This is a genomic window from Streptomyces coelicoflavus (assembly GCF_003112555.1).
In the GTDB taxonomy this organism is placed as follows: domain Bacteria; phylum Actinomycetota; class Actinomycetes; order Streptomycetales; family Streptomycetaceae; genus Streptomyces; species Streptomyces coelicoflavus.
Genome location: NZ_BEWB01000003.1, coordinates 675,139 through 696,268, shown reverse-complemented (window position 1 = coordinate 696,268; position 21,130 = coordinate 675,139). Strand labels below are relative to the sequence as shown.

24 protein-coding genes are annotated in these 21,130 nt (G+C 71.8%); 8 read left to right on the top strand and 16 right to left on the bottom strand.

What is annotated here, in order from left to right; all coding sequences use genetic code 11:
* The 3 genes from tilS to dacB form a co-directional block, all read right to left on the bottom strand.
* Complete coding sequence (gene tilS, locus Sco07f_RS08230; protein WP_054100939.1) at positions 1-1,059, bottom strand: tRNA lysidine(34) synthetase TilS; 1,059 nt, start codon at positions 1,057-1,059, stop codon at positions 1-3.
* 192 nt (positions 1,060-1,251) lie between these two features.
* Positions 1,252-2,379 carry a zinc-dependent metalloprotease gene (locus Sco07f_RS08225; RefSeq protein ID WP_007452047.1) on the bottom strand — a complete coding sequence of 376 codons (1,128 nt, stop codon included), beginning with the start codon at positions 2,377-2,379 and terminating at the stop codon, positions 1,252-1,254.
* A gap of 207 nt (positions 2,380-2,586) precedes the next feature.
* On the bottom strand, positions 2,587-4,209 hold the full coding sequence (gene dacB, locus Sco07f_RS08220) for a D-alanyl-D-alanine carboxypeptidase/D-alanyl-D-alanine endopeptidase (protein WP_174855319.1): 1,623 nt from the start codon (positions 4,207-4,209) through the stop codon (positions 2,587-2,589).
* Positions 4,210-4,333: 124 nt separating this feature from the next.
* On the opposite strand from dacB, the gene Sco07f_RS08215 reads away from it, so the two are divergent.
* Both Sco07f_RS08215 and Sco07f_RS08210 read left to right on the top strand, forming a co-directional pair.
* Positions 4,334-4,825 carry an inorganic diphosphatase gene (locus Sco07f_RS08215; protein ID WP_007452023.1) on the top strand — a complete coding sequence of 164 codons (492 nt, stop codon included), beginning with the start codon at positions 4,334-4,336 and terminating at the stop codon, positions 4,823-4,825.
* A gap of 113 nt (positions 4,826-4,938) precedes the next feature.
* On the top strand, positions 4,939-6,648 hold the full coding sequence (locus tag Sco07f_RS08210; RefSeq protein WP_167468050.1) for a threonine/serine exporter family protein: 1,710 nt from the start codon (positions 4,939-4,941) through the stop codon (positions 6,646-6,648).
* Positions 6,649-6,656: 8 nt separating this feature from the next.
* Here Sco07f_RS08210 and Sco07f_RS08205 read toward each other — a convergent pair whose 3' ends face one another.
* Positions 6,657-7,541, bottom strand: a complete 885-nt coding sequence (locus Sco07f_RS08205) for a DedA family protein (protein WP_007452043.1) — start codon at positions 7,539-7,541, stop codon at positions 6,657-6,659.
* A 135-nt stretch (positions 7,542-7,676) separates the two neighbouring features.
* Between Sco07f_RS08205 and Sco07f_RS08200 the strand changes: the two genes are divergently transcribed.
* On the top strand, positions 7,677-8,042 hold the full coding sequence (locus tag Sco07f_RS08200) for a YbjQ family protein (protein WP_007452019.1): 366 nt from the start codon (positions 7,677-7,679) through the stop codon (positions 8,040-8,042).
* Between the two features lie 46 nt (positions 8,043-8,088).
* On the opposite strand, the gene Sco07f_RS08195 is transcribed toward Sco07f_RS08200, so the two are convergent.
* Positions 8,089-8,850 carry a MerR family transcriptional regulator gene (locus Sco07f_RS08195; RefSeq protein WP_108987377.1) on the bottom strand — a complete coding sequence of 254 codons (762 nt, stop codon included), beginning with the start codon at positions 8,848-8,850 and terminating at the stop codon, positions 8,089-8,091.
* 109 nt (positions 8,851-8,959) lie between these two features.
* Positions 8,960-9,406 carry a MarR family winged helix-turn-helix transcriptional regulator gene (locus tag Sco07f_RS08190; protein WP_108987376.1) on the bottom strand — a complete coding sequence of 149 codons (447 nt, stop codon included), beginning with the start codon at positions 9,404-9,406 and terminating at the stop codon, positions 8,960-8,962.
* A 106-nt stretch (positions 9,407-9,512) separates the two neighbouring features.
* Between Sco07f_RS08190 and Sco07f_RS08185 the strand changes: the two genes are divergently transcribed.
* A complete protein-coding gene (locus Sco07f_RS08185) occupies positions 9,513-10,442 on the top strand; it encodes an alpha/beta hydrolase (protein ID WP_054100970.1) in 930 nt (309 codons plus the stop codon).
* A gap of 60 nt (positions 10,443-10,502) precedes the next feature.
* Positions 10,503-11,930 (top strand): glutamate decarboxylase, encoded by a 1,428-nt coding sequence (gad, locus tag Sco07f_RS08180; RefSeq protein WP_108987375.1) that lies wholly within the window; start codon positions 10,503-10,505, stop codon positions 11,928-11,930.
* A gap of 218 nt (positions 11,931-12,148) precedes the next feature.
* On the opposite strand, the gene Sco07f_RS08175 is transcribed toward gad, so the two are convergent.
* From Sco07f_RS08175 to Sco07f_RS08155, 5 genes are all read right to left on the bottom strand, one after another.
* Positions 12,149-12,907 carry an ABC transporter permease gene (locus Sco07f_RS08175; protein ID WP_042826639.1) on the bottom strand — a complete coding sequence of 253 codons (759 nt, stop codon included), beginning with the start codon at positions 12,905-12,907 and terminating at the stop codon, positions 12,149-12,151.
* Between the two features lie 26 nt (positions 12,908-12,933).
* On the bottom strand, positions 12,934-13,875 hold the full coding sequence (locus Sco07f_RS08170; RefSeq protein ID WP_087790045.1) for an ATP-binding cassette domain-containing protein: 942 nt from the start codon (positions 13,873-13,875) through the stop codon (positions 12,934-12,936).
* 108 nt (positions 13,876-13,983) lie between these two features.
* On the bottom strand, positions 13,984-14,625 hold the full coding sequence (locus tag Sco07f_RS08165) for a PadR family transcriptional regulator (protein WP_007452033.1): 642 nt from the start codon (positions 14,623-14,625) through the stop codon (positions 13,984-13,986).
* Positions 14,626-14,670: 45 nt separating this feature from the next.
* Entirely contained in the window at positions 14,671-16,131 is a 1,461-nt protein-coding gene (locus Sco07f_RS08160) for an aldehyde dehydrogenase family protein (protein WP_108987373.1), read from the bottom strand.
* 75 nt (positions 16,132-16,206) lie between these two features.
* The gene (locus tag Sco07f_RS08155) at positions 16,207-17,043 is read right to left on the bottom strand and encodes a Sco1979 family transcriptional regulator (RefSeq protein ID WP_042826638.1); all 837 of its coding nucleotides are present in this window, start codon (positions 17,041-17,043) and stop codon (positions 16,207-16,209) included.
* 345 nt (positions 17,044-17,388) lie between these two features.
* Here Sco07f_RS08155 and Sco07f_RS08145 point away from each other — a divergent pair, with 345 nt between their 5' ends.
* Positions 17,389-17,874, top strand: coding sequence for an ATP-binding protein (locus Sco07f_RS08145; RefSeq protein WP_007452012.1), 486 nt, complete (start codon positions 17,389-17,391; stop codon positions 17,872-17,874).
* 41 nt (positions 17,875-17,915) lie between these two features.
* On the opposite strand, the gene Sco07f_RS08140 is transcribed toward Sco07f_RS08145, so the two are convergent.
* From Sco07f_RS08140 to rpmG, 5 genes are all read right to left on the bottom strand, one after another.
* A complete protein-coding gene (locus Sco07f_RS08140) occupies positions 17,916-18,134 on the bottom strand; it encodes a DUF397 domain-containing protein (protein ID WP_174855328.1) in 219 nt (72 codons plus the stop codon).
* Positions 18,135-18,472: 338 nt separating this feature from the next.
* Positions 18,473-18,712, bottom strand: coding sequence for a 30S ribosomal protein S18 (rpsR, locus tag Sco07f_RS08135; RefSeq protein ID WP_054100944.1), 240 nt, complete (start codon positions 18,710-18,712; stop codon positions 18,473-18,475).
* A gap of 4 nt (positions 18,713-18,716) precedes the next feature.
* Complete coding sequence (locus Sco07f_RS08130) at positions 18,717-19,925, bottom strand: CobW family GTP-binding protein (protein ID WP_108987372.1); 1,209 nt, start codon at positions 19,923-19,925, stop codon at positions 18,717-18,719.
* Positions 19,922-20,176 (bottom strand): type B 50S ribosomal protein L31, encoded by a 255-nt coding sequence (locus tag Sco07f_RS08125; RefSeq protein ID WP_054100946.1) that lies wholly within the window; start codon positions 20,174-20,176, stop codon positions 19,922-19,924. Before Sco07f_RS08125 ends, Sco07f_RS08130 begins: the two co-directional genes overlap by 4 nt.
* A gap of 6 nt (positions 20,177-20,182) precedes the next feature.
* The gene (gene rpmG, locus Sco07f_RS08120) at positions 20,183-20,347 is read right to left on the bottom strand and encodes a 50S ribosomal protein L33 (RefSeq protein ID WP_108987371.1); all 165 of its coding nucleotides are present in this window, start codon (positions 20,345-20,347) and stop codon (positions 20,183-20,185) included.
* A 71-nt stretch (positions 20,348-20,418) separates the two neighbouring features.
* Here rpmG and rpmB point away from each other — a divergent pair, with 71 nt between their 5' ends.
* On the top strand, positions 20,419-20,655 hold the full coding sequence (gene rpmB, locus Sco07f_RS08115; RefSeq protein WP_108987439.1) for a 50S ribosomal protein L28: 237 nt from the start codon (positions 20,419-20,421) through the stop codon (positions 20,653-20,655).
* A complete protein-coding gene (gene rpsN, locus Sco07f_RS08110; RefSeq protein WP_054100947.1) occupies positions 20,655-20,960 on the top strand; it encodes a 30S ribosomal protein S14 in 306 nt (101 codons plus the stop codon). The genes rpmB and rpsN overlap by 1 nt, the downstream gene beginning before the upstream one ends.
* The last annotated feature ends 170 nt before the right edge of the window (positions 20,961-21,130 follow it).

Below are 21,130 nucleotides of genomic sequence, written 5' to 3'. Positions count from 1 at the left end.
TCAGCCTTGCCGAATCACCAGTCTGCCACCCTGCCGCCGGGCGACGACTTTGCCGGGGAGGTTGATGGCCCCCTGACCGCGCCAGCCGGTGATCAGCCGGTCGACTTCCTCGATGTGACGGGCGAACAGCGCGCCGCCAGGGGCGCCCGCATCGAGGGCGGCGCGGCGCAGGATCCGGCGGCGTACGGCGGGCGGCAGGGCGTAGAGCCCCGCGCACTCCAGTCCGCCGGTGGAGTCGCGGACGCCGGCCTCGGCCTGGCGGGCCCAGGTGTCGAGGGCGTCGGCGTCGTCCCGGGAGAGTTGGGCCGTACGGGCGAGGGCCTCGACGACTCCCTTGCCGAGCGCCTTCTCCAGGGCGGGCAGGCCCTCGTGGCGCAGCCGGGAGCGGGTGTAGGCGGGGTCGGCGTTGTGGGGGTCGTCCCAGACGGGGAGGGACTGGACCATGCAGGCCTTGCGGGCGGTCTGCCGGTCGACCTGGAGGAAGGGGCGCCGGTAACGGCCGTCGGCCCCCGAGACCGCGGCCATGCCCGACAGGGAGCGGATGCCGGAGCCGCGGGCGAGGCCCAGCAGGACGGTCTCGGCCTGGTCGTCGCGGGTGTGGCCGAGCAGGACCGCGGCGGCGCCGTGGCGGGCGGCGGCGTCGTCCAGTGCGGCGTAGCGGGCGTCGCGGGCGGCCGCTTCCGGGCCGCCCTCGCGGCCGACGGTCACGGCGGTGGCCTCCACCGGACCGAGGCCGAGTTCGCGCAGGCGCAGGACGACCTCTTCGGCGCGCAGGTCGGAGCCGTGCTGGAGGCCGTGGTCGACGGTGACGCCGCCGGCGCGGATGCCGAGCCGGGGCGCCTCGAAGGCGAGGGCCGAGGCGAGCGCCATGGAGTCGGCGCCGCCGGAGCACGCCACGAGGACGAGCGGGGAGTCGGGGAGTCCGGACGCGCCCTCGGGCGTGCGTCCGGCGGCCGTCGCGGCGGGGACGCCGGCCGGAGTGTTCAGTTCGGTGAGGATGTCGTGGAGGACGCGGCGGACCGCCAGGCGTATCGCCGCGACCGCAGGATGGGGACCCATGTCCGGTGCCCTTCATGAAGTTGTCGGGGGTGAACCCGAGGTTCGGTCACGCAGAGTGTGTAGATGGTGACAGAAACGGGCCGTTCCCCGAGCATCGCACGCCTGCCGAAGCCTCACGGTCCCTCGGACGGGTGATTGGAGGGTCGTTCGACTGCCGTCGGCCGGAATCGTTTCACGCCCCGCCCGCGCGGCTCACGCCTCCGGCTTGCGGTGCACCCGCGCGATCCAGTCCGCCGGTTTGGCGATCTCCGCCTTGGTGGGGAGCGTGTTGGGCGAGGTCCAGACGCGGTTGAAGCCGTCCATGCCGCACTCGTCGACGACGGCCCGGACGAAGCGTTCGCCGTCCCGGTACTGGCGGAGCTTGGCGTCCAGGCCGAGCAGCTTGCGCAGCGCCATGTCGAGGCGGGAGGCGCCCTTGGCGCGACGCTGCTGGAACTTCTCGCGGATCTCCCCGACGCTCGGCACGACCGCCGGCCCGACGCCGTCCATCACGAAGTCGGCGTGCCCCTCCAGCAGGGACATCACGGCGGTCAGGCGGCCGAGCACCTCCCGCTGGGCGGGGGTCTGCACCAGCTCCACGAGCGAGCGGCCGCCGTCGTCCTCCTCCGCCTCGGGACGGCCCCCGGCCAGCGACTGGGCGGCCTCGCGGACCCGTTCGAGCACGGTCATCGGGTCCACGTCGGTCTCGGCCAGGAACGACTGGATTTCGCCCTCGAGGTGGTCGCGCAGCCAGGGCACGGCGGTGAACTGCGTGCGGTGCGTCTCCTCGTGCAGGGTCACCCACAGGCGGAAGTCGTGCGGCTCGACGTCGAGTTCGCGCTCCACGTGCACGATGTTCGGCGCGACGAGGAGCAGCCGGCCGCCGCCGTTCGCGCCGGCGGGGAGTTCCCGGGTGGCGGGGGCGAACGTCTCGTACTGGCCGAGCACGCGGGAGGACAGGAACGACAGCAGCATGCCCAGCTCGACGCCGGTGACCTTGCCGCCGACGGCGCCGAGGACCGCGTTGCCCGCGCCGCCGCCGCGCCGCTCCTGCATCTTCTCCAGCAGGGGTTTGAGCAGTTCCCGGAACCCGGCGACGTTCGCCCGGACCCAGCCGGGACGGTCGACCACCAGGAGGGGGGTGTCGTGGGTCTCCTCGGTGCCCATCCGGGTGAAGCCGCGGACGTGCTCCTCCGAGGACTTGGCATGGCGGCGGAGTTCGGCGACGACGGCCCGGGCCTCGTCGCGGCTCACCTCGGGGCCCGGCCGTACGAGCCGGGTCGCGGTCGCCACCGCGAGGTTCCAGTCGACCATGCCGGAATTTGCGCCGATGCTCGTCATGGGTCAACGGTACGGGAGCGCTGCCGCTGGGGGGCAGTCGTGCGGGGGCGCTGTACGGGCGGGGGTGAGATCGCGGCCCGGCGTTGCGGGGTGCCTCCCCCACTCTCGGCTTCGCTCGAGCGGGAGGTGCCCCCACCGCCCACCCGTGCCGCCCTGGGGGTACCACCCAGGCCGTTCAGGCACTGGGGGAGGCACGACTGCCCGCAGTTACGGGGACGCCAGCGCCGTCGCCGCTCTGTCCAGGGTCGCCTGGGCCGTGTACGGGTCCGTCGTGCCGTTGGCCAGGAAGGCGAAGCCGAGGAGGTGGCCGTCCGGGGTGGTGATCGTGCCGGCGAGGGTGTTCACGCCGGTGAGGGTGCCGGTCTTGGCGCGGACGAGGCCCGCTGCGCCGTCCGTGTAACGGCCGGCCAGTGTGCCGGTGAAGTGGGCGACGGGGAGGCCGGTGAGCACCGCGCGGAGCTGGGGGCGGGCGGGGTCGGCCGCCTCGGTCAGCAGGGCGGTGAGCAGGTCGGGGGTGATCAGGTCGGTGCGGTCGAGGCCGCTTCCGTCGTGGAACCGCGCTCCGTCCACCGGCAGGCCGAGCTGCTTCAGGCGGGCCGTGACGGCGGCTCCCGCCCCGGCGAAGTCGGCGCGTTTGCCGGTCGCCACGGCGGTGTGGCGGGCCAGGGCCTCGGCGAGGTCGTTGTCGCTGTTGGTCAGCATCCGCTCGACGAGGGCCGACAGCGGGGGCGAAGAGACGGTGGCGAGGGTGGTGGCGCGGCCCGTGGCCTTGGAGGGGCCGGGGGGCGAGGCGGTGATGCCGTGCTGCTTCAGGAGGTCCGCGAAGGTGCGGGCGGCGGCCGCCGCCGGGTCGGGGACGCGCGGGGCGGGGCCGCTGGTGGAGTCGTCGGTGCGGCCCTCGTCGGCCATCAGCGCGGTGACGCGGGCCAGGTTCTCGTTGACGCCGATCGGGTGCAGGTCCGGGCCGGCGTAGAGCGTCGTGTCGTACGACAGGGTCACCTTGCGCACGTCGCGCTTCTTCAGGGCGGCGGCGGTCTTCTCGGCGAGGGTGCGCAGGCTGGCGGGGCCTCCCCCGCTCCCGGCTCCTCCCCCGCTCCCGGCTTCGCTCGCGCGGGGGGACCCCCATGAGCGGGAGGTGCCCCCGTCGTCCTCGCGGGCGGTGAGGGTGGGGTCGCCGCCGCCGACCAGGACGAGTTCGCCGGTGTCGGGCTCCAGGGCGGTGCGGGTGGTGAGGCGGTGGTCGGGGCCCATGGCGGTGAGGGCGGCGACGGCGGTGGCGATCTTGGTGGTGGACGCGGGGGTGAGGGCGGCGTCGGAGTCGAGGCCGTACAGGCGCTTGCCGGTGGTGAGGTCGACGACGGCGGCCGCGCGGTGCCCGCCGAGCGCGGGGTCGTCCTTGAGCAGCGGGTCGAGGAGGTCCGCGAGGTTCCCGGTGCCGGGTGCGGCCTTGACGCCGCCCGGCGTGGTGGTGCCGCCCAGGCCGGTCAGTACGGCCCCGGCGCTGGGCGCGGGACGGGGCGAACCGGGCGCCGTACCGGAAGCCTCGGCTCCGTGGCCGTGATCTGCGCCACCCGTGTGGTCCAGCGCGACGGCCCGGTCCCGCTCGGCCGTACGCTGACCCGTGGAGTCCCAGGGGCCGGCGGCGGTCACCACACCGGCGGCCAGTGCCAGCCCGGCCGTGGCGGCACCGGCGGTGTACTGCCAGGTCTTCGGCCTCGTGATCCGGGTGAGCCGTGGCGCCGTGGCCCGTGCGAACCGTGTGACCCGCGGTCCGGTGGCCCGGGCAAAGCGGGCCAGACGGGGACGTACGGCATCCGCGGCCCGCGCCACACGCGGTCTCGCGGTCCGCCAAGGCCTCAGCTCTGGCACTGTCACCAGCCCCTTTCGCGATCACACACCTGCGTGAGGGACACTTAACCACCAGAACTATGTGCTGATCATGGAGGAGCGTCCGGTGGAGTTCGACGTCACGATCGAGATCCCGAAGGGTTCGCGGAACAAGTACGAGGTGGACCACGAGACCGGTCGTATCCGCCTGGACCGCCGCCTGTTCACCTCGACCGCCTACCCGACCGACTACGGCTTCGTCGAGAACACCCTCGGCGAGGACGGCGACCCGCTGGACGCGCTGGTCATCCTGGACGAGCCGACCTTCCCGGGCTGCCTCATCCGCTGCCGCGCGATCGGCATGTTCCGGATGACGGACGAGGCCGGCGGCGACGACAAGCTGCTGTGCGTGCCGTCGACCGACCCGCGCGTGGAGCACCTGCGTGACATCCACCACGTGTCGGAGTTCGACCGCCTGGAGATCCAGCACTTCTTCGAGGTCTACAAGGACCTGGAGCCCGGCAAGTCCGTCGAGGGCGCCGACTGGGTCGGCCGCACCGACGCCGAGGCCGAGATCGAGCGGTCCTACAAGCGCTTCAAGGACCAGGGCGGCCACTGAGCAGTCCGGTCTCTCGTAACGGGTCGCACGCACACGCGTGCGGCCCGTTCGTGTTTGAGTGACCATACTGAGGTCAACAGGAGGGTGTGTCGGTACCAGGGAGCGTTGCGCAGGTGACGGAGGCGGAGGAGCCCAAGCCGCAGTCGGACGAGGCCCGCAGTGCCTTCCGGCAGCCCAGTGGGATCGCGGCGTCGCTCGACGGCGAGTCGTCGACGACGTCCGAGTTCGAGATCCCGCAGGGGCTCGCCGTCCCGCGACACGCCGGGACCGAGGCCGAGACGACCTCGGAGTTCTCGCTCCCCGACGGCTTCGAGGTGCCGCAGGCCACGCCCGCGGACACCGAGGGCTCGGCGTTCACCATGCCGAGCACCCACAGCGCGTGGACCGCCCCGACCGCCTTCACCCCGGCGAGCGGCTTCCCGGCAGTGAGCCTGGCGGACGTGCCGTGGCAGGACCGGATGCGCGCCATGCTCCGGATGCCGGTGGCCGAGCGGCCCGCGCCCGAGCCCTCGCAGAAGCACGACGACGAGACCGGCCCCGCCGTGCCGCGCGTGCTCGACCTGACGCTGCGCATCGGGGAGCTGCTGCTGGCGGGCGGTGAGGGCGCCGAGGACGTGGAGGCGGCCATGTTCGCCGTCTGCCGCTCCTACGGCCTGGACCGCTGCGAGCCCAACGTCACCTTCACCCTGCTGTCGATCTCCCACCAGCCGTCCCTCGTCGACGACCCGGTGACGGCTTCGCGGACGGTGCGCCGCCGGGGCACCGACTACACGCGGCTCGCGGCCGTCTTCCACCTGGTGGACGACCTCAGCGACCCCGACACGAACATCTCGCTGGAGGAGGCCTACCGGCGCCTCGCGGAGATCCGCCGCAACCGGCACCCGTACCCCACCTGGGTGCTGACGGTGGCCAGCGGCCTGCTCGCGGGCGGGGCCTCGCTGCTCGTCGGCGGCGGGGCGACCGTGTTCTTCGCCGCGATGTTCGGCTCGATGCTCGGCGACCGGCTGGCGTGGCTGTGCGCCGGGCGCGGGCTGCCGGAGTTCTACCAGTTCGCGGTGGCCGCGATGCCGCCGGCCGCGATGGGCGTCGTGCTGACGGTGACGCACGTCGACGTGAAGGCGTCCGCGGTCATCACCGGTGGGCTGTTCGCCCTGCTGCCCGGGCGGGCGCTGGTCGCGGGGGTGCAGGACGGTCTGACCGGGTTCTACATCACCGCCGCGGCGCGTCTGCTGGAGGTCATGTACTTCTTCGTCAGCATCGTCGCCGGGGTGCTGGTGGTGCTGTACTTCGGGGTCCAGCTGGGTGCCGAGCTGAATCCGGACGCCAAGCTCGGCACCGGTGACGAACCGTTCGTGCAGATCTTCGCCTCGATGCTGCTGTCGCTGGCCTTCGCGATCCTGCTCCAGCAGGAACGGGCCACCGTCCTCGCGGTGACCCTGAACGGCGGCATCGCCTGGTGCGTGTACGGCGCCATGCACTACGCCGGCGACATCTCGCCGGTGGCCTCCACGGCCGCCGCGGCGGGGCTCGTGGGCCTGTTCGGGCAGCTGATGTCCCGCTACCGGTTCGCGTCGGCGCTGCCGTACACGACCGCGGCGATCGGGCCGCTGCTGCCCGGTTCGGCGACCTACTTCGGTCTGCTGGGCATCGCGCAGGGCGAGGTCGACTCGGGGCTGCTCTCGCTGTCCAACGCGGTGGCCCTGGCGATGGCCATCGCGATCGGGGTGAACCTCGGTGGCGAGATCTCCCGGCTCTTCCTGAAGGTGCCCGGCGCCGCGAGTGCGGCGGGACGCCGGGCGGCCAAGCGGACGCGGGGGTTCTAGGGCCTGTCCTAGCGGCCCTGGTTGTACGGGTACTGGTCGCCGTACTGCTGCGGCTGATCGCCGTAGCCCTGCGGGTACTGCTGGGCGTACGGCTGCTGCGGGGGCTGCTGACCGCCGTAGGGCTGGTTGCCGTAGCCCTGGTCGTACTGCTGCTGCGGCTGGTCGTACGGGTCGACCCGGCGGAGCTGGGTCGTCGCGTCGTCCATGACCGGGTACGAGGGCTGGGGCCGGTGCTGCTGGGCGGCCGGCGGGGTCGGGGCGGCCTCGGCGGCGCGCTGCTTCTTCTTGCGTTCCCGCAGGTACTCGATGGCGATCGGGACGACGGAGATCACGATGATCAGGACGAGGATGCCCTCGACGTGGGCCCGGATGAACTCGATCTGGCCGAGCCAGTAGCCCGCGAGGGTGACACCGGTGCCCCAGGCGACGCCGCCGACGACGTTGTACGTGAGGAAGGTGCGGTACTTCATGCGGCCGGCGCCCGCCACGATCGGGGCGAAGGTGCGCACGATGGGCACGAAGCGGGCCAGGACGATCGCCTTGGGGCCGTACTTCTCCATGAACTCGTGCGCCTTCTCCAGGTTCTCCTGTTTGAAGAGCTTGGAGTTGGGCCGGCTGAAGAGCTTGGGACCGAAGAACTTGCCGATCATGTAGCCGACTTGGTCGCCGAGGACGGCGGCGGCCACGATCAGGGTGCACACCAGCCACAGCGGCTGGCTGATGTACTCGCCCTGGGCGACGAAGAGACCCGCGGTGAACAGCAGCGAGTCGCCGGGCAGGAACGCGAAGAGTCCTGACTCGGCGAAGACGATGAGCAGGATGCCGGGCAGACTGAACGTCTCGATCAGATAGTCCGGGCTGATCCACTCGGGACCGAGCGCAAGGGTGGTCACGGGATTGTGGCTCCTGCTGCTGGGGGGAGGCGGGCTGGACCTGGCTGCCCAAACGTACAACGCAGCCGCGGTGCCCCAGGTTCCACGGGGCGTCTTGGGGTGCGCCGTGACGTTTCCCGGGGAAACCTGAGAACCATGGGTATTGAAGAATACGGCGGCGGCCAGGGCCCGCAGCCCGACGTGCTCGTCGTGACGACCAACGATCTGCCGGGCCACCGGGTGCAGGAGGTGCTCGGAGAGGTCTTCGGGCTGACCGTGCGCTCCCGGCACCTGGGGAGCCAGATCGGTGCCGGGCTGAAGTCGCTGGTCGGCGGTGAGCTGCGCGGTCTCACCAAGACACTGGTCGAGACCCGCAACCAGGCGATGGAGCGGCTGGTCGAGCAGGCGAGCGCCCGGGGTGCGAACGCGGTGCTGTCCTTCCGCTTCGACGTGACGGAGGCGGCCGACGTGGGCACCGAGGTGTGCGCCTACGGGACGGCGGTGGTCGTGACCCGGGAGTGAGCCGCGGGGGTGAGACCGGGCGGGAGGCCCGGGCCACGACCACCGCTCAGGGGGTGTGCCGGACGGCGTTGCCGAGGATCGCGTCGCGCATGTAGGCGGCGAGGCCCGGCTTGGCGGCGTCGATGTTCCGCGTGAAACGTTCGTCCGAGACGTACATGTCGCCCAGGCAGGTGTGCATCTCGTACCCGCAGTCGTAGTGGTTGCGGGCGATGCCCTGCCGGTGGTCCTCGGCGGCGTCCATGGCCCCCTCGGAGTCGGCGGGCTCACCGGCCTCCATCAGGGCCACGAAGCGCCGGGTGAGCTCGTCGGCCTCGTCCTGGATGCGCTGCCAGTCCTCCTTGGTGTACGAGGCGGTCTTCTCCTTGGACTGGCGGTAGGCGTCGGTGTCGCCCCAGCGTTCCTGGACCTCCTCCTCGTACTGGTCGGGGTCGAAGTCGCCGAAGACCTCGAACTTCTCCTCCGGGGTGAGGTTGATTCCCATGCTGCGTGCCTCCATGGCCTGCTCCACGGCCGCCGCCATCTTCTTCAGCTTCTCGATCCGGGCGGACAGCAGCTCGTGCTGGCGGCGCAGGTGCGCGCGCGGGTCCGCGGCCGGGTCGTCGAGCAGGGCGGCGACCTCGTCGAGCGGGAAGCCCAGCTCCCGGTAGAACAGGATCTGCTGCAACCGGTCGAGGTCGGCGTCGCTGTAGCGCCGGTGGCCCGCGTGGCTGCGCTCGCTCGGTACGAGCAGGCCGATGTCGTCGTAGTGGTGCAGCGTGCGCACCGTCACTCCGGCGAAGCCGGCCACCTGTCCCACGGAGTAGCTCACTTCCGCTCCCTTCTCTGACGCCCTCCACGCTGCCCCCTCACGTGACGTGAGGTGCAAGCCCGAACGTTCCGCGGGCCACGCCGCGAGCCGCCACGAGGCGTCGGCTCCCTCAGCCCGGGCTGCCGTGGGAGCCGGCCTCGAGGGCCGCGCGGAGCGTGGCCAGGGTCGAGGCGACACGGCTCAGCTCCTCGGGCGAGACCCCCGCGGTCAGCGAGACGAGCGCACTCTCGACCACCGGGCGGGAAGCCGCCAGCCGCCGGGCCCCCTCATCGGTGAGGCGGAGCACGGACGAGCGGCGGTCCTGGGGGTGTGCCACCCGCCGGCACCAGCCCGCGGCCACCAGCCGGTCGACCGCCTTGCTGACGGCCCCCACGGTGATCGCCAGTTCGCCGACGATGTCGAGCACGCGGCACCCCGGCAAGCGGTCGATGATCTCCAGAAACTCGAACTGTCCGATGCTCACCCCCTGTTCGTCCCGCAGCCGGGCGCTCACCGCGTTGTAGAGCCGGGTCTCGACGCGGACCAGGTCGACGAAAGCCGGGGTGATGTGGCTCACAGAACCTCCAGTAGATTCCCAGGAATCATATTCCCCGGAATACGGTTGGCCCGAACGGATGGATTCCCAGGAATCTATTCTCGCACGCCGACCCATGGAGGCCCACATGTCCCGACAGCAGCGCGACGCCCTGGACGCCTTGCTCCGTTCCGCCCCTCGCACCGAGACACCGCCCACTCCGGAAGAGCAGCGGGACGCCTTCGCCTCGGCCCTCACCCGCCCCGCGCCGGAAGGAGTGGCCACCCGCAGGACCGTCCTGGGCGGACGGCCGGCCCTGGAGCTGGAGCCGGACACGGCCTCCGGCCCCGGCCGACTGCTCTACCTGCACGGCGGCGGCTACCTCGTCGGCTCACCGGACACCCACGCGGGGCTGGCCGGTGAACTGGCCCGCCGCGCCGGGCTGCGCGCCCTGTCGCTGGACTACCGACTGGCGCCCGAGCACCCCTTCCCCGCGGCCGTCGACGACGGGCTCGCCGCCTATCGCGAGCTGCTGTCGACGGGTACCGACCCACGGGACCTCGTCCTGGCCGGTGACTCCGCCGGTGGCGGACTGAGCGTCGCCACCCTGCTCGCGGCCAGGGAGGCCGGGCTGCCGCAGCCGGCCGCCGCGGTCCTCTTCTCCCCCTGGGCCGATCTCACCCTCGCCGGAGAAAGCATCCGTTCCAAGGAGGGCGCCGATCCCATATTCACCGAGGCCGACGTGCGCGCCTACGCCGATCTCTACGTCGGCGCGGGCGACCGGGCGGCCCCCCTGGCCAGCCCGGTCTTCGCCGACCTCGCCGGACTGCCCCCACTGCTCGTGCAGGCCGGTGCGAACGAGGTGCTGCTCGACGACGCGGTCCGGCTGGCCGGCCGCGCGGGCGCCGCCGACGTCGAGGTCACACTCGAAGTCGGCCCCGGCCTCCCCCACGTCTACCAACTCCACTACGGCCGCCTCGACGAGGCGGACGCCGCACTCGACCGCGCCGCCCGCTTCCTCACCGCCCGCCTCGGCGCCGGGCACCCGGACGCCGGCCGTCTCGCACCGGTCCGCTGAAGGTCCGGCGCGGTCCCGTCCCGGATGCGGGGTCCGGGTCCCCGGCCTACCGTCGGTCGCATGTCACTGCACCAGGGCCCGCGCCCGTCCCGCGACAGCGATCGTGAGCGGCGCCGGCTCGCCGTGAACCCCTTCCACGCGGCGGCGAACCCGCTCGGCGGCATGACCGAGGCACCGCCCTCCCACCGGCTGCCCGACTCCCCGCTGCCGCCGGAGACCGCGTACCGGCTGGTCCACGACGAGCTGATGCTGGACGGCAACGCGCGGCTGAACCTGGCCACCTTCGTCACCACCTGGATGGAGCCGCAGGCCGGGGTGCTGATGAGCGAGTGCCGCGACAAGAACATGATCGACAAGGACGAGTACCCGCGCACCGCCGAGCTGGAGCGGCGCTGCGTGGCGATGCTCGCCGACCTGTGGCACGCGCCCGACCCGTCGGCGGCCGTGGGCTGCTCGACGACCGGGTCCAGCGAGGCGTGCATGCTGGCCGGGATGGCGCTGAAGCGGCGCTGGGCGCTGCGCAACGCCGACCGCTATCCGGCGAAGGACGTGCGGCCCAATCTCGTGATGGGCGTGAACGTCCAGGTCTGCTGGGAGAAGTTCTGCAACTTCTGGGAGGTGGAGGCCCGCCAGGTCCCGATGGAGGGCGACCGCTTCCACCTCGACCCGCAGGCCGCCGCCGAGCTGTGCGACGAGAACACCATCGGGGTCGTCGGCATCCTGGGCTCCACCTTCGACGGGTCCTACGAGCCGGTCGCCGACCTGTGCGCGGCTCTGGACGCCCTCCATGAGCGGACCGGCCTGGACGTCCCGGTGCACGTCGACGGGGCCTCCGGCGGCATGGTCGCGCCGTTCCTGGACGAGGACCTGGTGTGGGACTTCCGGCTGCCCCGGGTCGCCTCGATCAACACCTCGGGGCACAAGTACGGGCTGGTCTACCCGGGTGTGGGCTGGGCACTGTGGCGGGACGCGGAGGCGCTGCCCGAGGAGCTGGTGTTCCGCGTGAACTACCTGGGCGGCCACATGCCGACCTTCGCGCTGAACTTCTCCCGGCCCGGCGCGCAAGTCGTCGCGCAGTACTACAACTTTCTGCGGCTTGGCCGTGACGGCTACCGGGCCGTGCAGCAGAACGCCCGGGACATCGCGGGCTCGCTCGCGCGGCGGGTGGCGGCACTCGGCGACTTCCGGCTGCTGACGCACGGCGACCAGTTGCCGGTGTTCGCCTTCACGACGGCCGACGGCGTGACGGCGTACGACGTCTTCGACGTGTCCCGGCGGCTGCGGGAGGGCGGCTGGCTGGTGCCGGCGTACACCTTCCCGCCGCACCGCGAGGACCTCTCCGTGCTGCGGGTGGTGTGCCGCAACGGCTTCTCGGCCGACATGGCGGACCTGCTCCTCGACGACCTGGAACGGCTGCTGCCGGAGCTGCGCCGGCAGCCGCACCCGCTGACCCGGGACAAGGGCGCGGCCACCGGGTTCCACCACTAGGGGGTGTCGTTTGGATCAGGGCGGCTCCAGGCAACGGTGTCTTGTGGCCGGCCCGAGCGGGGTCTGGTGCGTGCAGCTGCAAGGCGGAGGAGGGCGGCAACGCGATGGGGGTCCCCCCGCGCGAGCGCAGTCGAGCGTGGGGGAGTTGACAACCGACGACAACGCCGCAGATGTGCGTGCCAGACCCCGCGACCCCGGCAAGATCCAAACGACACCCCCTAGCGGCTCAGCCGCCCGAACCTCGCCACCGCCAGCGGGAAGAACACCGCGAGCAGCGCCAGCGGCCAGGCGACGGCCGCCCAGAGGTGGCCGGACTCGCCGCCGGGGCCGCCGAAGAGGTCGCGGACGGCCGTGGCGGTCTGGGACATCGGGTTCCACTCGACGACCGTGCCCAGCCAGCCGGGCATGGAGTCGGGGGCGGCGAAGGCGTTGGAGAGGAAGCCGACCGGCCAGACCAGGATCTGCACCGCCTGCACCAGCTCCGGCTTCCCGGCCACCAGGGCCAGGAAGATGCCGATCCAGAGCATGGCGAAGCGGAAGAGCAGGAGCAGGCCGACCGCGCCCAGGAAGGCGCCGGGACCGCCGTGGGTGCGCCAGCCGAGCGCGTACCCGACGCCGATCAGTACGGTCAGGCCGAGCACCGACTGGAGCATGTCGGCGGCGGAGCGGCCGACCAGGACCGCGCCGTTCGCCATCGGGAGGGAGCGGAAGCGGTCGACGACGCCCTTGTCGAGGTCCCGGGTGACGGCGATCATCGTGCCCTCCAGGCCGAAGGCCATGGTGAGGGCGAGCATCCCGGGGACCAGGTAGTCGACGTAGTCGCCGCTCAGGCCACGGCCGCCGCCGACCAGGTAGCCGAACATCAGCAGCAGCATCACCGGGAAGACCAGGTTGACGACGACCGCCACCGGCTGCCGTCCCCAGCGGGCCAGCTCGCGGCGGGTCATGGTCCAGGAGTCGGACAGGGCGTGGGTCATGGGGGTGGGGGTGAGGGTGCTCGTACTCACGCGGCCTCCTTCGTGCGGTCGGTGAGGTGCAGGAACACCTCGTCCAGGGTCGGCCGGCGCAGCGCCACGTCCTCGGCCTCGATACCGGCCTCCTCCAGCGCCCGTACGACGCCGGAGAGCGCCGCCATCCGGTCGGTGACCGGGGCGCTGAGCAGCCGGCGGTCGGGGTCCACGCGGACGCCGGTGAGCGGCAGCAGGGCCACCGCGGCGCCCAGGTGACCGGCGTCGCGCAGGACGACGTCGACGCGGTCGCCGCCGGTGGCGGCCTTGAGTTCGTCCGCCGTGCCGTCGGCGACGACGCGGCCGGCGTCGACGACCGAGATGCGGTCGGCGAGCTGGTCGGCCTCCTCCAGGTACTGGGTGGTGAGCAGGACCGTCGTGCCGGCGCCGACCAGGGAGCGGACCGAGTCCCACACCTCGGCGCGGCCGCGCGGGTCGAGGCCGGTGGTCGGCTCGTCCAGGAAGAGCACCTCCGGTTCGGTGATGAGGGACGCGGCCAGGTCGAGGCGGCGCCGCATGCCGCCGCTGTAGGCGGTGACCGGTTTGCGTCCGGTGTCGGCGAGGCCGAAGCGGGCGAGCAGTTCGTCGGCACGCACGCGTGCCCGCCGGGCGCCCAGGTGATGCAGGCGGCCGAACATCTCCAGGTTCTGCCGGCCGCCCAGCTCCTCGTCGAGCGCCGCGTGCTGGCCGAGCAGGCCGATGCGCAGCCGTACCGCGTACGCCTCGGCGACGACGTCGTGTCCGGCCACCTCGACGCGGCCCGCGTCCGGCCGCAGCAGCGTGGACAGGATGCGGACCAGGGTCGTCTTGCCGGCTCCGTTCGGGCCCAGTACGCCGTGCACCGTGCCGCGCGTGACGGTCAGGTCGAGCCCGTCCAGCGCGTTCTTGCTGCCGTACCTCTTGCGTGCGCCTTCGACGGTGATCGCCGTGTCGGCCACTGTCACTCCCCCTTCGCTCTCTCTTCGCTCTCTCGTCGAGAGAGAGCTAGCCAAATTTGACTACCGGCCCACGAAGGTATGCCCTCACCCAGCCTTAGTCAAACTTGATTAGCGGGCGTCCCCGTAGTGCGGCCGCCCCGCCGCGAAGGGGTTCTCCTCGCCCTCGGCGAGCACGCCGACGAACGGCTCGCCCTCACCGGCGAAGGTGTAGGCGCCGCCCCGGACGCGTTCGATCAGGCCACGGGTCCACTCGGCGCCGGAGTCGGCCGAGTGGACCCAGTAGTTCATGATCTCGCCGATGTGCCCGTACTGGCCGGGCCCCTCGGCCGGCATGTAGTACTCGGTGACGGAGGCACGCCACTCCTCGATCTTCCGCACCCGCTCCTCCAGCAGCGCCAGGGCCTCCTCGCGCGGCAGGTCGACCATGAAGCCGAGCGCCGCCGTGAGCACGTCCGGCCGCTGGTCGTAGGCGGTGAGGTAGTCGCGGAGCAGGGCGAGGTACTCCTCGGTGCCCTGCTCCGTGATCTCGTACTCCACCCGCGGCGGGCCGCCCGCCGTGGACGGCGCGATCTCGTGCGCGAGGAGCAGTCCCTGTTTCGCCATCTGCTTCAGCGCGTGGTAGATCGAGCCGGGCTTGGCGTTGGACCACTCGTGCGCGCCCCAGTACTCCAGGTCGTTGCGCACCTGGTAGCCGTGGGCCCGCCCGTGCTGGCGGACGGCACCGAGCACGAGGAGACGGATCGCTGACATGGGGTCCAGACTAGATCCGGCGCCGGGCTCCGCCCGCCGGGGCCCTCAGAACGGGAAGCCGCTGCGCCCGTGCTGCACCGAGATCCACTTCTGCGTGGTGAACGCGTCCAGCATGGTCTCGCCGTTGAGGCGGCCGAGGCCGGAGTGCTTCTCGCCGCCGAAGGGGACGATCGGCTCGTCGTGCACGGTGCCGTCGTTCACGTGGAACATGCCGGTGTCGATCTGCTTGGCGAAGTTGACGCCGCGCTCGACGTCCCCGGTGTGCACGGCGCCGCTCAGCCCGTACGGCGTGTCGTTGACGAGGCGTACGGCCTCCTCCTCGCCGTCGAAGGGGATGAGGAAGGCGACCGGGCCGAAGACCTCCTGCTGGAGCAGCGCGGAGTCGGCGGGCAGGCCGGTGAGGACGGAGGGCTCGACCAGGTTGTCGGTGACCGAGCCGCGCACCAGGGCGGTGGCGCCCTCGGCGAGCGCCTGCTCGACCACGCCGGAGAGCGCGTCGGCCTGCGAGGAGTTGATCACCGGACCGATGACCGTCGACGGGTCGCGCGGGTCGCCGGCCTTGAGGGACTTCACCTTGGCGACGAACTTCTCGGTGAACTCGTCGGCCACCGCGCGGTCGACCAGCACGCGGTTGGCGGCCATGCAGACCTGGCCCTGGTGGACGTACCGGCTGAAGACCGCGGCGTCGACCGCGTAGTCGACGTCGGCGTCGTCGAGGACCACCAGCGCGCTGTTGCCGCCCAGTTCGAGGACCGAGCGCTTGAAGTTCGCGGCGCAGACGGTGGCCACGTGCCGGCCGACCTTGTCGGAGCCGGTGAAGGAGATCACCTTGGGCACCGGGTGCTCGATGAAGGCGTCGCCGATCTCCGCGATGTCGGTGACCACCACGTTGAGCAGGCCGCCCGGCAGTCCGGCGTCCTCGAGGAGCTTCGCGACCAGCGTGCCGCCCACGATCGGCGTGTTCTGGTGCGGCTTGAGGACGACGCCGTTGCCCAGGGCGAGGGCCGGGGCGACCGACTTCAGGGAGAGCAGGAAGGGGAAGTTGAAGGGGCTGATGACGCCCACGACGCCGACCGGCACCCGGTAGACGCGGTTCTCCTTGCCGTCGACCGGGGACGGGATGATCCGGCCCTCGGGCGCCAGCGCCAGGTGGACCGCCTCCCGCAGGAACTCCTTGGCGAGGTGCAGCTCGAAGGCGGCCTTCAGGCGGGTGCCGCCCAGCTCGGCGACGATCGCCTCGCTGATCTCCTCCTCGCGCTCCTCCACCAGGCGCAGCGCCTTCTCGAAGACCGCGCGGCGCGCGTACGGGTTCGTCGCGGCCCACTGCTTCTGCGCGCGCTCGGCGGCCCGGTAGGCGGCGTCGACCTCGTCGACGGTGGCTATCGTGATCGAGGCGAGCTTCTCGTTGTCGTACGGGTTGAAGTCGATGATGTCCCAGGAGCCGGTGCCCGGGCGCCACTCGCCGTCGATGTACTGCTGGGCGAGGTCGGTGAAGTACGACGACATGAGAACCCTCAATCCCCTCAACTGCCGCAGCCGCCGCGAGCGAGCCGCCTGATTGGGCGTCATCGTACTTATGTTTCAGGAGAGTTGGAGGAGACCTCGCAAAAGGTCCCGGCTCTCGTCCGGGCCCGGACTGTCCTGCTGGAGTTCCTTCAGCGCCGTCTCGTACTGGGTGACGTCCTCCTGCTTGTCCAGATACAGCGCGCTGGTCAGCTGCTCCAGGTAGACGACGTCCGAAAGGTCGGACTCGGGGAAGCTGAGGAGCGTGAACGCGCCACTCTCGCCGGAGTGCCCGCCGAAGCCGAACGGCATGATCTGGAGCCGAACATTGGGCCGCTCGGACATCTCGATCAGGTGCTGGAGCTGGCCGCGCATCACCTCGCGGTCGCCGTAGGGCCGGCGCAGGGCGGCCTCGTCGAGCACGATGTGGAACTCGGGGGCGTTCTCCGCGACCAGGTGCTTCTGGCGCTCCAGGCGCAGGGCCACCCGCCGCTCGACGTCCGCCTCGCCGGCGCCCTTCATGCCGCGCCGGACGACCGCGCGAGCGTACTCCTCGGTCTGGAGCAGCCCGTGCACGAACTGCACCTCGTAGACCCGGATCAGCGAGGCGGCACCCTCCAGGCCCACGTAGGTGGGGAACCAGCTGGGCAGCACGTCGGAGTAGCTGTGCCACCAGCCCGCGACGTTGGCCTCCTTGGCGAGGGAGAGCAACGAGTTGCGCTCCTGCTCGTCCGTGATGCCGTACAGCGTCAGCAGGTCCTCGACGTCCCTGGTCTTGAAGCTCACCCGGCCCAGCTCCATCCGGCTGATCTTCGATTCGGAGGCGCGGATCGAGTAGCCCGCCGCCTCGCGCGTGATCCCCCGCGTCTCACGCAGTCGCCTGAGTTGTGATCCGAGCAGCATGCGCCGCACCACCGATCCGGGCTCTCCCGCGCTCACGTTCGCCAGCCTCCCCAACCGTGTTCAGGGGCCGAAGTCTGCCACTAAAACACTCCGAGCAGTACTCGTCCGGTTACGGAAACGGAATTGAGTCAACGGAAACGTGCAGGCTCATGCACGCGGTGGGCCGGAACCGGCCGTCGAGGGACATGAAGAAGGGGCGAAGATGGCGGAAAAATTGACCAACAAGCGGTACGGGCAGGTCCATTTCGGTCACGTGCACGTGCATCTGCCCTTGCATCTGCGGTACGCATCCGAAACCATGGTCCCCGCACCACCGCGCCGCATCGCTACGACCGCGAACTCCCGGGAGTGCCTCGCATGGGGACGAATGGATCGACCATGCTCGAGCCGTTACGGCAGGGCCTTCCACCACTCGACCCCGCGGCCGTCTCCAACGCCGCCTCCTGCGCCCTGCCGCCCCGTTACGAGGCGGTGCGCGAGGCCCGGAGATTCACCCGCAGGACACTCGACGGCTGGGACACGGGCGACCGCTTCGACGACGTCTGCCTGGTGGTCTCGGAACTCGTCACCAACGCCCTGCGCCACGCGCTGCCCGCGGACACCCCGCGCCACGACGAGCAGCACGGTCCCGTACGGCTGCACCTGATGCGCTGGACCGAGCGGCTGGTGTGCGCGGTGCGCGACCCCAGTCACGACAGCCCGGTGGCCCGTGAGACGGACGACTTCTCGGCGGAGTCGGGCCGGGGCCTGTTCCTCGTCGACTCCTTCAGCGACAGCTGGGGCTGGCACCCGCTGGCCGGGACGCTCAACGGCAAGGTGGTCTGGGCACTGTTCCGGCTCTAGGGTCTGTCCGCCGGACAGGCCCTAGCCCGCACCGGGCCCGGTCAGCTCGCGATCAGGTGGTCGAACTCGCCGTCCTTGATGCCCAGCAGCATGGCCTCGATCTCGGCGCGCGTGTAGACGAGCGCCGGACCGTCGGGGAAGCGGGAGTTGCGCACCGCCACCGCGCCGTCGGGCAGGCGCGCGAACTCCACGCACGATCCCTGCGAGTTGCTGCGCCGGCTCTTCTGCCAGGCCGCGTCGTGCAACTGCGTGGCGGCCATGCCGTTGTACACGTCGTACACGTCGTGGTTCACAGGTCGCTCCCCGGTGTGCACTGGCTGATGTGGCCATTGATGCAGTGGTCAACTGATCCGGATCATAACCCTGTTCACGTGCAGATGCATGAGCAAATGCACGTGCACGCGCGGTGCTCCCGCGGTTACAGCTTTGGACGACCGCTTTACCGAGCCCTGCCCTCTACGACGCCGGGCCCCGGGAAGTCGTTCCCGCATGTGCCCCCGGATTCGAAGAATATGCAACAACATGCGACAACACCGGGGCCCGACCGGTACGGGCGTGCCCCGGTGTTGTCGCTGGTGCGTGAGGTACGGCGGGCGGATCAGCGGGAGCCGTACGGCAGCAGCGCCATCTCGCGCGCGTTCTTGATCGCCCTGGCCAGCTGCCGCTGCTGCTGGGACGTCACCCGGGTGACGCGGCGGCTGCGGATCTTGCCGCGGTCGGAGAGGAACTTCCGCAGCAGCTCGGTGTCCTTGTAGTCGACGTACGTCACTCCGTCCCGGTCCAGCGGGTTGGGGCGCTGCCGGGCGGGTGTGCGGTCGGCCTTGCGGGGTCGGGGCATCGGGTCAGACCTCCAGGAGGGTGTCGAAGGCGGGCGGCAGCCGTTCCCAGGCGGCCTGTCCCGCGGCGTACTCGGCGTCGGTCAGCAGGCAGGACTCCAGCAGCCGTTCCAGGCCGTCGCGGTCGAGGCCGGGGGACGTGAAGACCAGGTGCTGGCAGCGGTCTCCGTGCTCGGGGTGCCAGTCCAGCGCGGCGGCGGCGCGGCGCACGGGCGGCACCAGGTCCCAGGCCGCGTCGGGGAGCGAGGCGAGCCACGGCCCCGCGCTCTCCACGCACAGGGCACCGCCCGCGGCGTCCCAGTGCAGCAGCGTGTCCCCCTTGTCCGCGAGCCAGAACCGCCCCCGGCTGCGGGCCGCGGCGCAGGTCAGGTCCTCGAGCGCCGCGTACAGCCGCTCCGGGTGGAAGGGGCGGCGGCGGTGCCAGACCAGGGTGGCGACGCCGTGCGCGTCGGCCTCGGCGGGCAGCAGGGCGCAGGCCGGGTGCTGCGCGGCGGCCGCGGCCTCCACGTCGAACCCGGCGAGGGCGGCCCGCGCCAGCTCCGAGGAGGCGGACGCGGATGCGGGCGGGACCGGGGTGCCCGCCGGGTCACCGTGGCCGATCGGGACCCGGCGGGCGGTCGGATGGAGCTGGGAGAGCAGCTCGCGGTCCTCGTCGTCGGCCTCGGGCGAGCCGGGGAGGGACTCGGCGAGGGCGAGGACGGAGGCGTACTCCAGCTGCCGCGCGAAGGTGTCCGCGACGGTGCGCTGATCGGTGGCCGCGGCGGCGAGGCCGCCCTCGGCGAGGTCGTCGCCGTTGCCGAGGTACGGCAGGACGAGGGCCGGGTCGACGGCGGTGATCACGCCGGTGACGGTGAAGCCGCCGGCCGTGACCACCTCCGCCATCGCCTTGGGTTCGACGGAGTCCCACAGCTCGACCACCGCCAGCGGGGTGCCGCCGGCCCGATCGAGCCGGACCAGCTCGGGAACGAGGTCCTCGCGCAGGGCGCAGCACGCGCAGTCGTTGACCAGGGGGGCCTCGCCCGCGCCGAGGATGCCCGTGGCGTCCCGCACGGTCCGCACGACCGTGCCCGCGGCGGCCGTCGCCAGGTCGTGGTGGAGGACGACGCTGCCGGATACGTCGGCCAGCAGCCGCGCCACGGCCGCCCGGCGCGCGTCGGTGTGCAGCCCGCCGACGATCACCACCGGCAGGTCGTGGCGGGGGCCCGGCCCGCTCACGCCCCGCCCTCCTTCCCGTACCGGCGCTCGAAGCGCTCCACACGTCCGGCGGTGTCCAGGACGCGGGCGGTGCCGGTGTAGAAGGGGTGGCTGACGTGGGAGATCTCGACGTCGACGACCGGGTAGGTGCGGCCGTCCTCCCACTCGACCGTGCGCTCACTGGTCATGGTCGAGCGGGTGAGGAAGGCGTAGTCCGCGGCCCGGTCGCGGAAGACGACGGGGCGGTACTCGGGGTGGATTCCCTTGCGCACGGCGGTTCAGCGCTCCTCTCGGAAGTCGACGTGACGGCCCGCCATGGGGTCGTACTTGCACAGGACCAGCCGGTCCGGGTCGTTGCGGCGGTTCTTGCGGGTGACGTAGGTGTAGCCGGTCCCGGCGGTGGACCGGAGCTTGATGACCGGTCGGAGTTCGTTGCGTGCCATGCTGCTATCTTACTGAAAATGAATTCCATTAACAGTTGGGCCCGTCCGGCCCGGAGGAGAGGTACGTCACCGTGTCCGCCCACTGCATGCTGACCGGGGCACAGCCCGGATTCGGCAACCGCATCTCGCACTCCCACCGGCGCACCTCGCGCCGCTTCGACCCCAACATCCAGACCAAGCGCTACTGGCTGGCGAGCGAGAGCCGGCACGTACGGCTGCGGCTGAGCACGAAGGGGATCAGGACGGTCGACTCGATCGGCGTCGAGGCGGCGGTGGCACGCATCCGTGCCCGGGGAGTGAGGATCTGATGGCGAAGAAGAGCAAGATCGCGAAGAACGAGCAGCGGCAGGCGACCGTCGCGCGGTACGCGGCGCGCCGGGCCGAGTTGAAGGAGATCGTCCGCCGCCCCTCCTCGACGGAGGCCGAACGGCTCGCCGCCCAGCGGGAACTGCGCCGGCAGCCGCGCGACGCGAGCCCCACGCGGGTGCGCAACCGCGACCAGGTGGACGGGCGCCCGCGCGGATACTTCCGGGTCTTCGGGCTCTCCCGGGTGAATCTGCGTGAGCAGGCGCACGCCGGGCATCTGCCCGGGGTGCGCAAGTCCTCCTGGTAGCTTGCGGCTGTTCGGGGCCGAACCGGCCGTCCGGCTACAGCTTGGAGCTTCCGGTGACGTGGGTGACTGCGGAGAGAACGGCGAGTACGGCGAGTACGAGTGGTGCGGCCGGGGGCGGGGCCGCGCGTACGGCCAACGCTGCCCCGGACCCTCGCGCGCGTTCGGGGCGA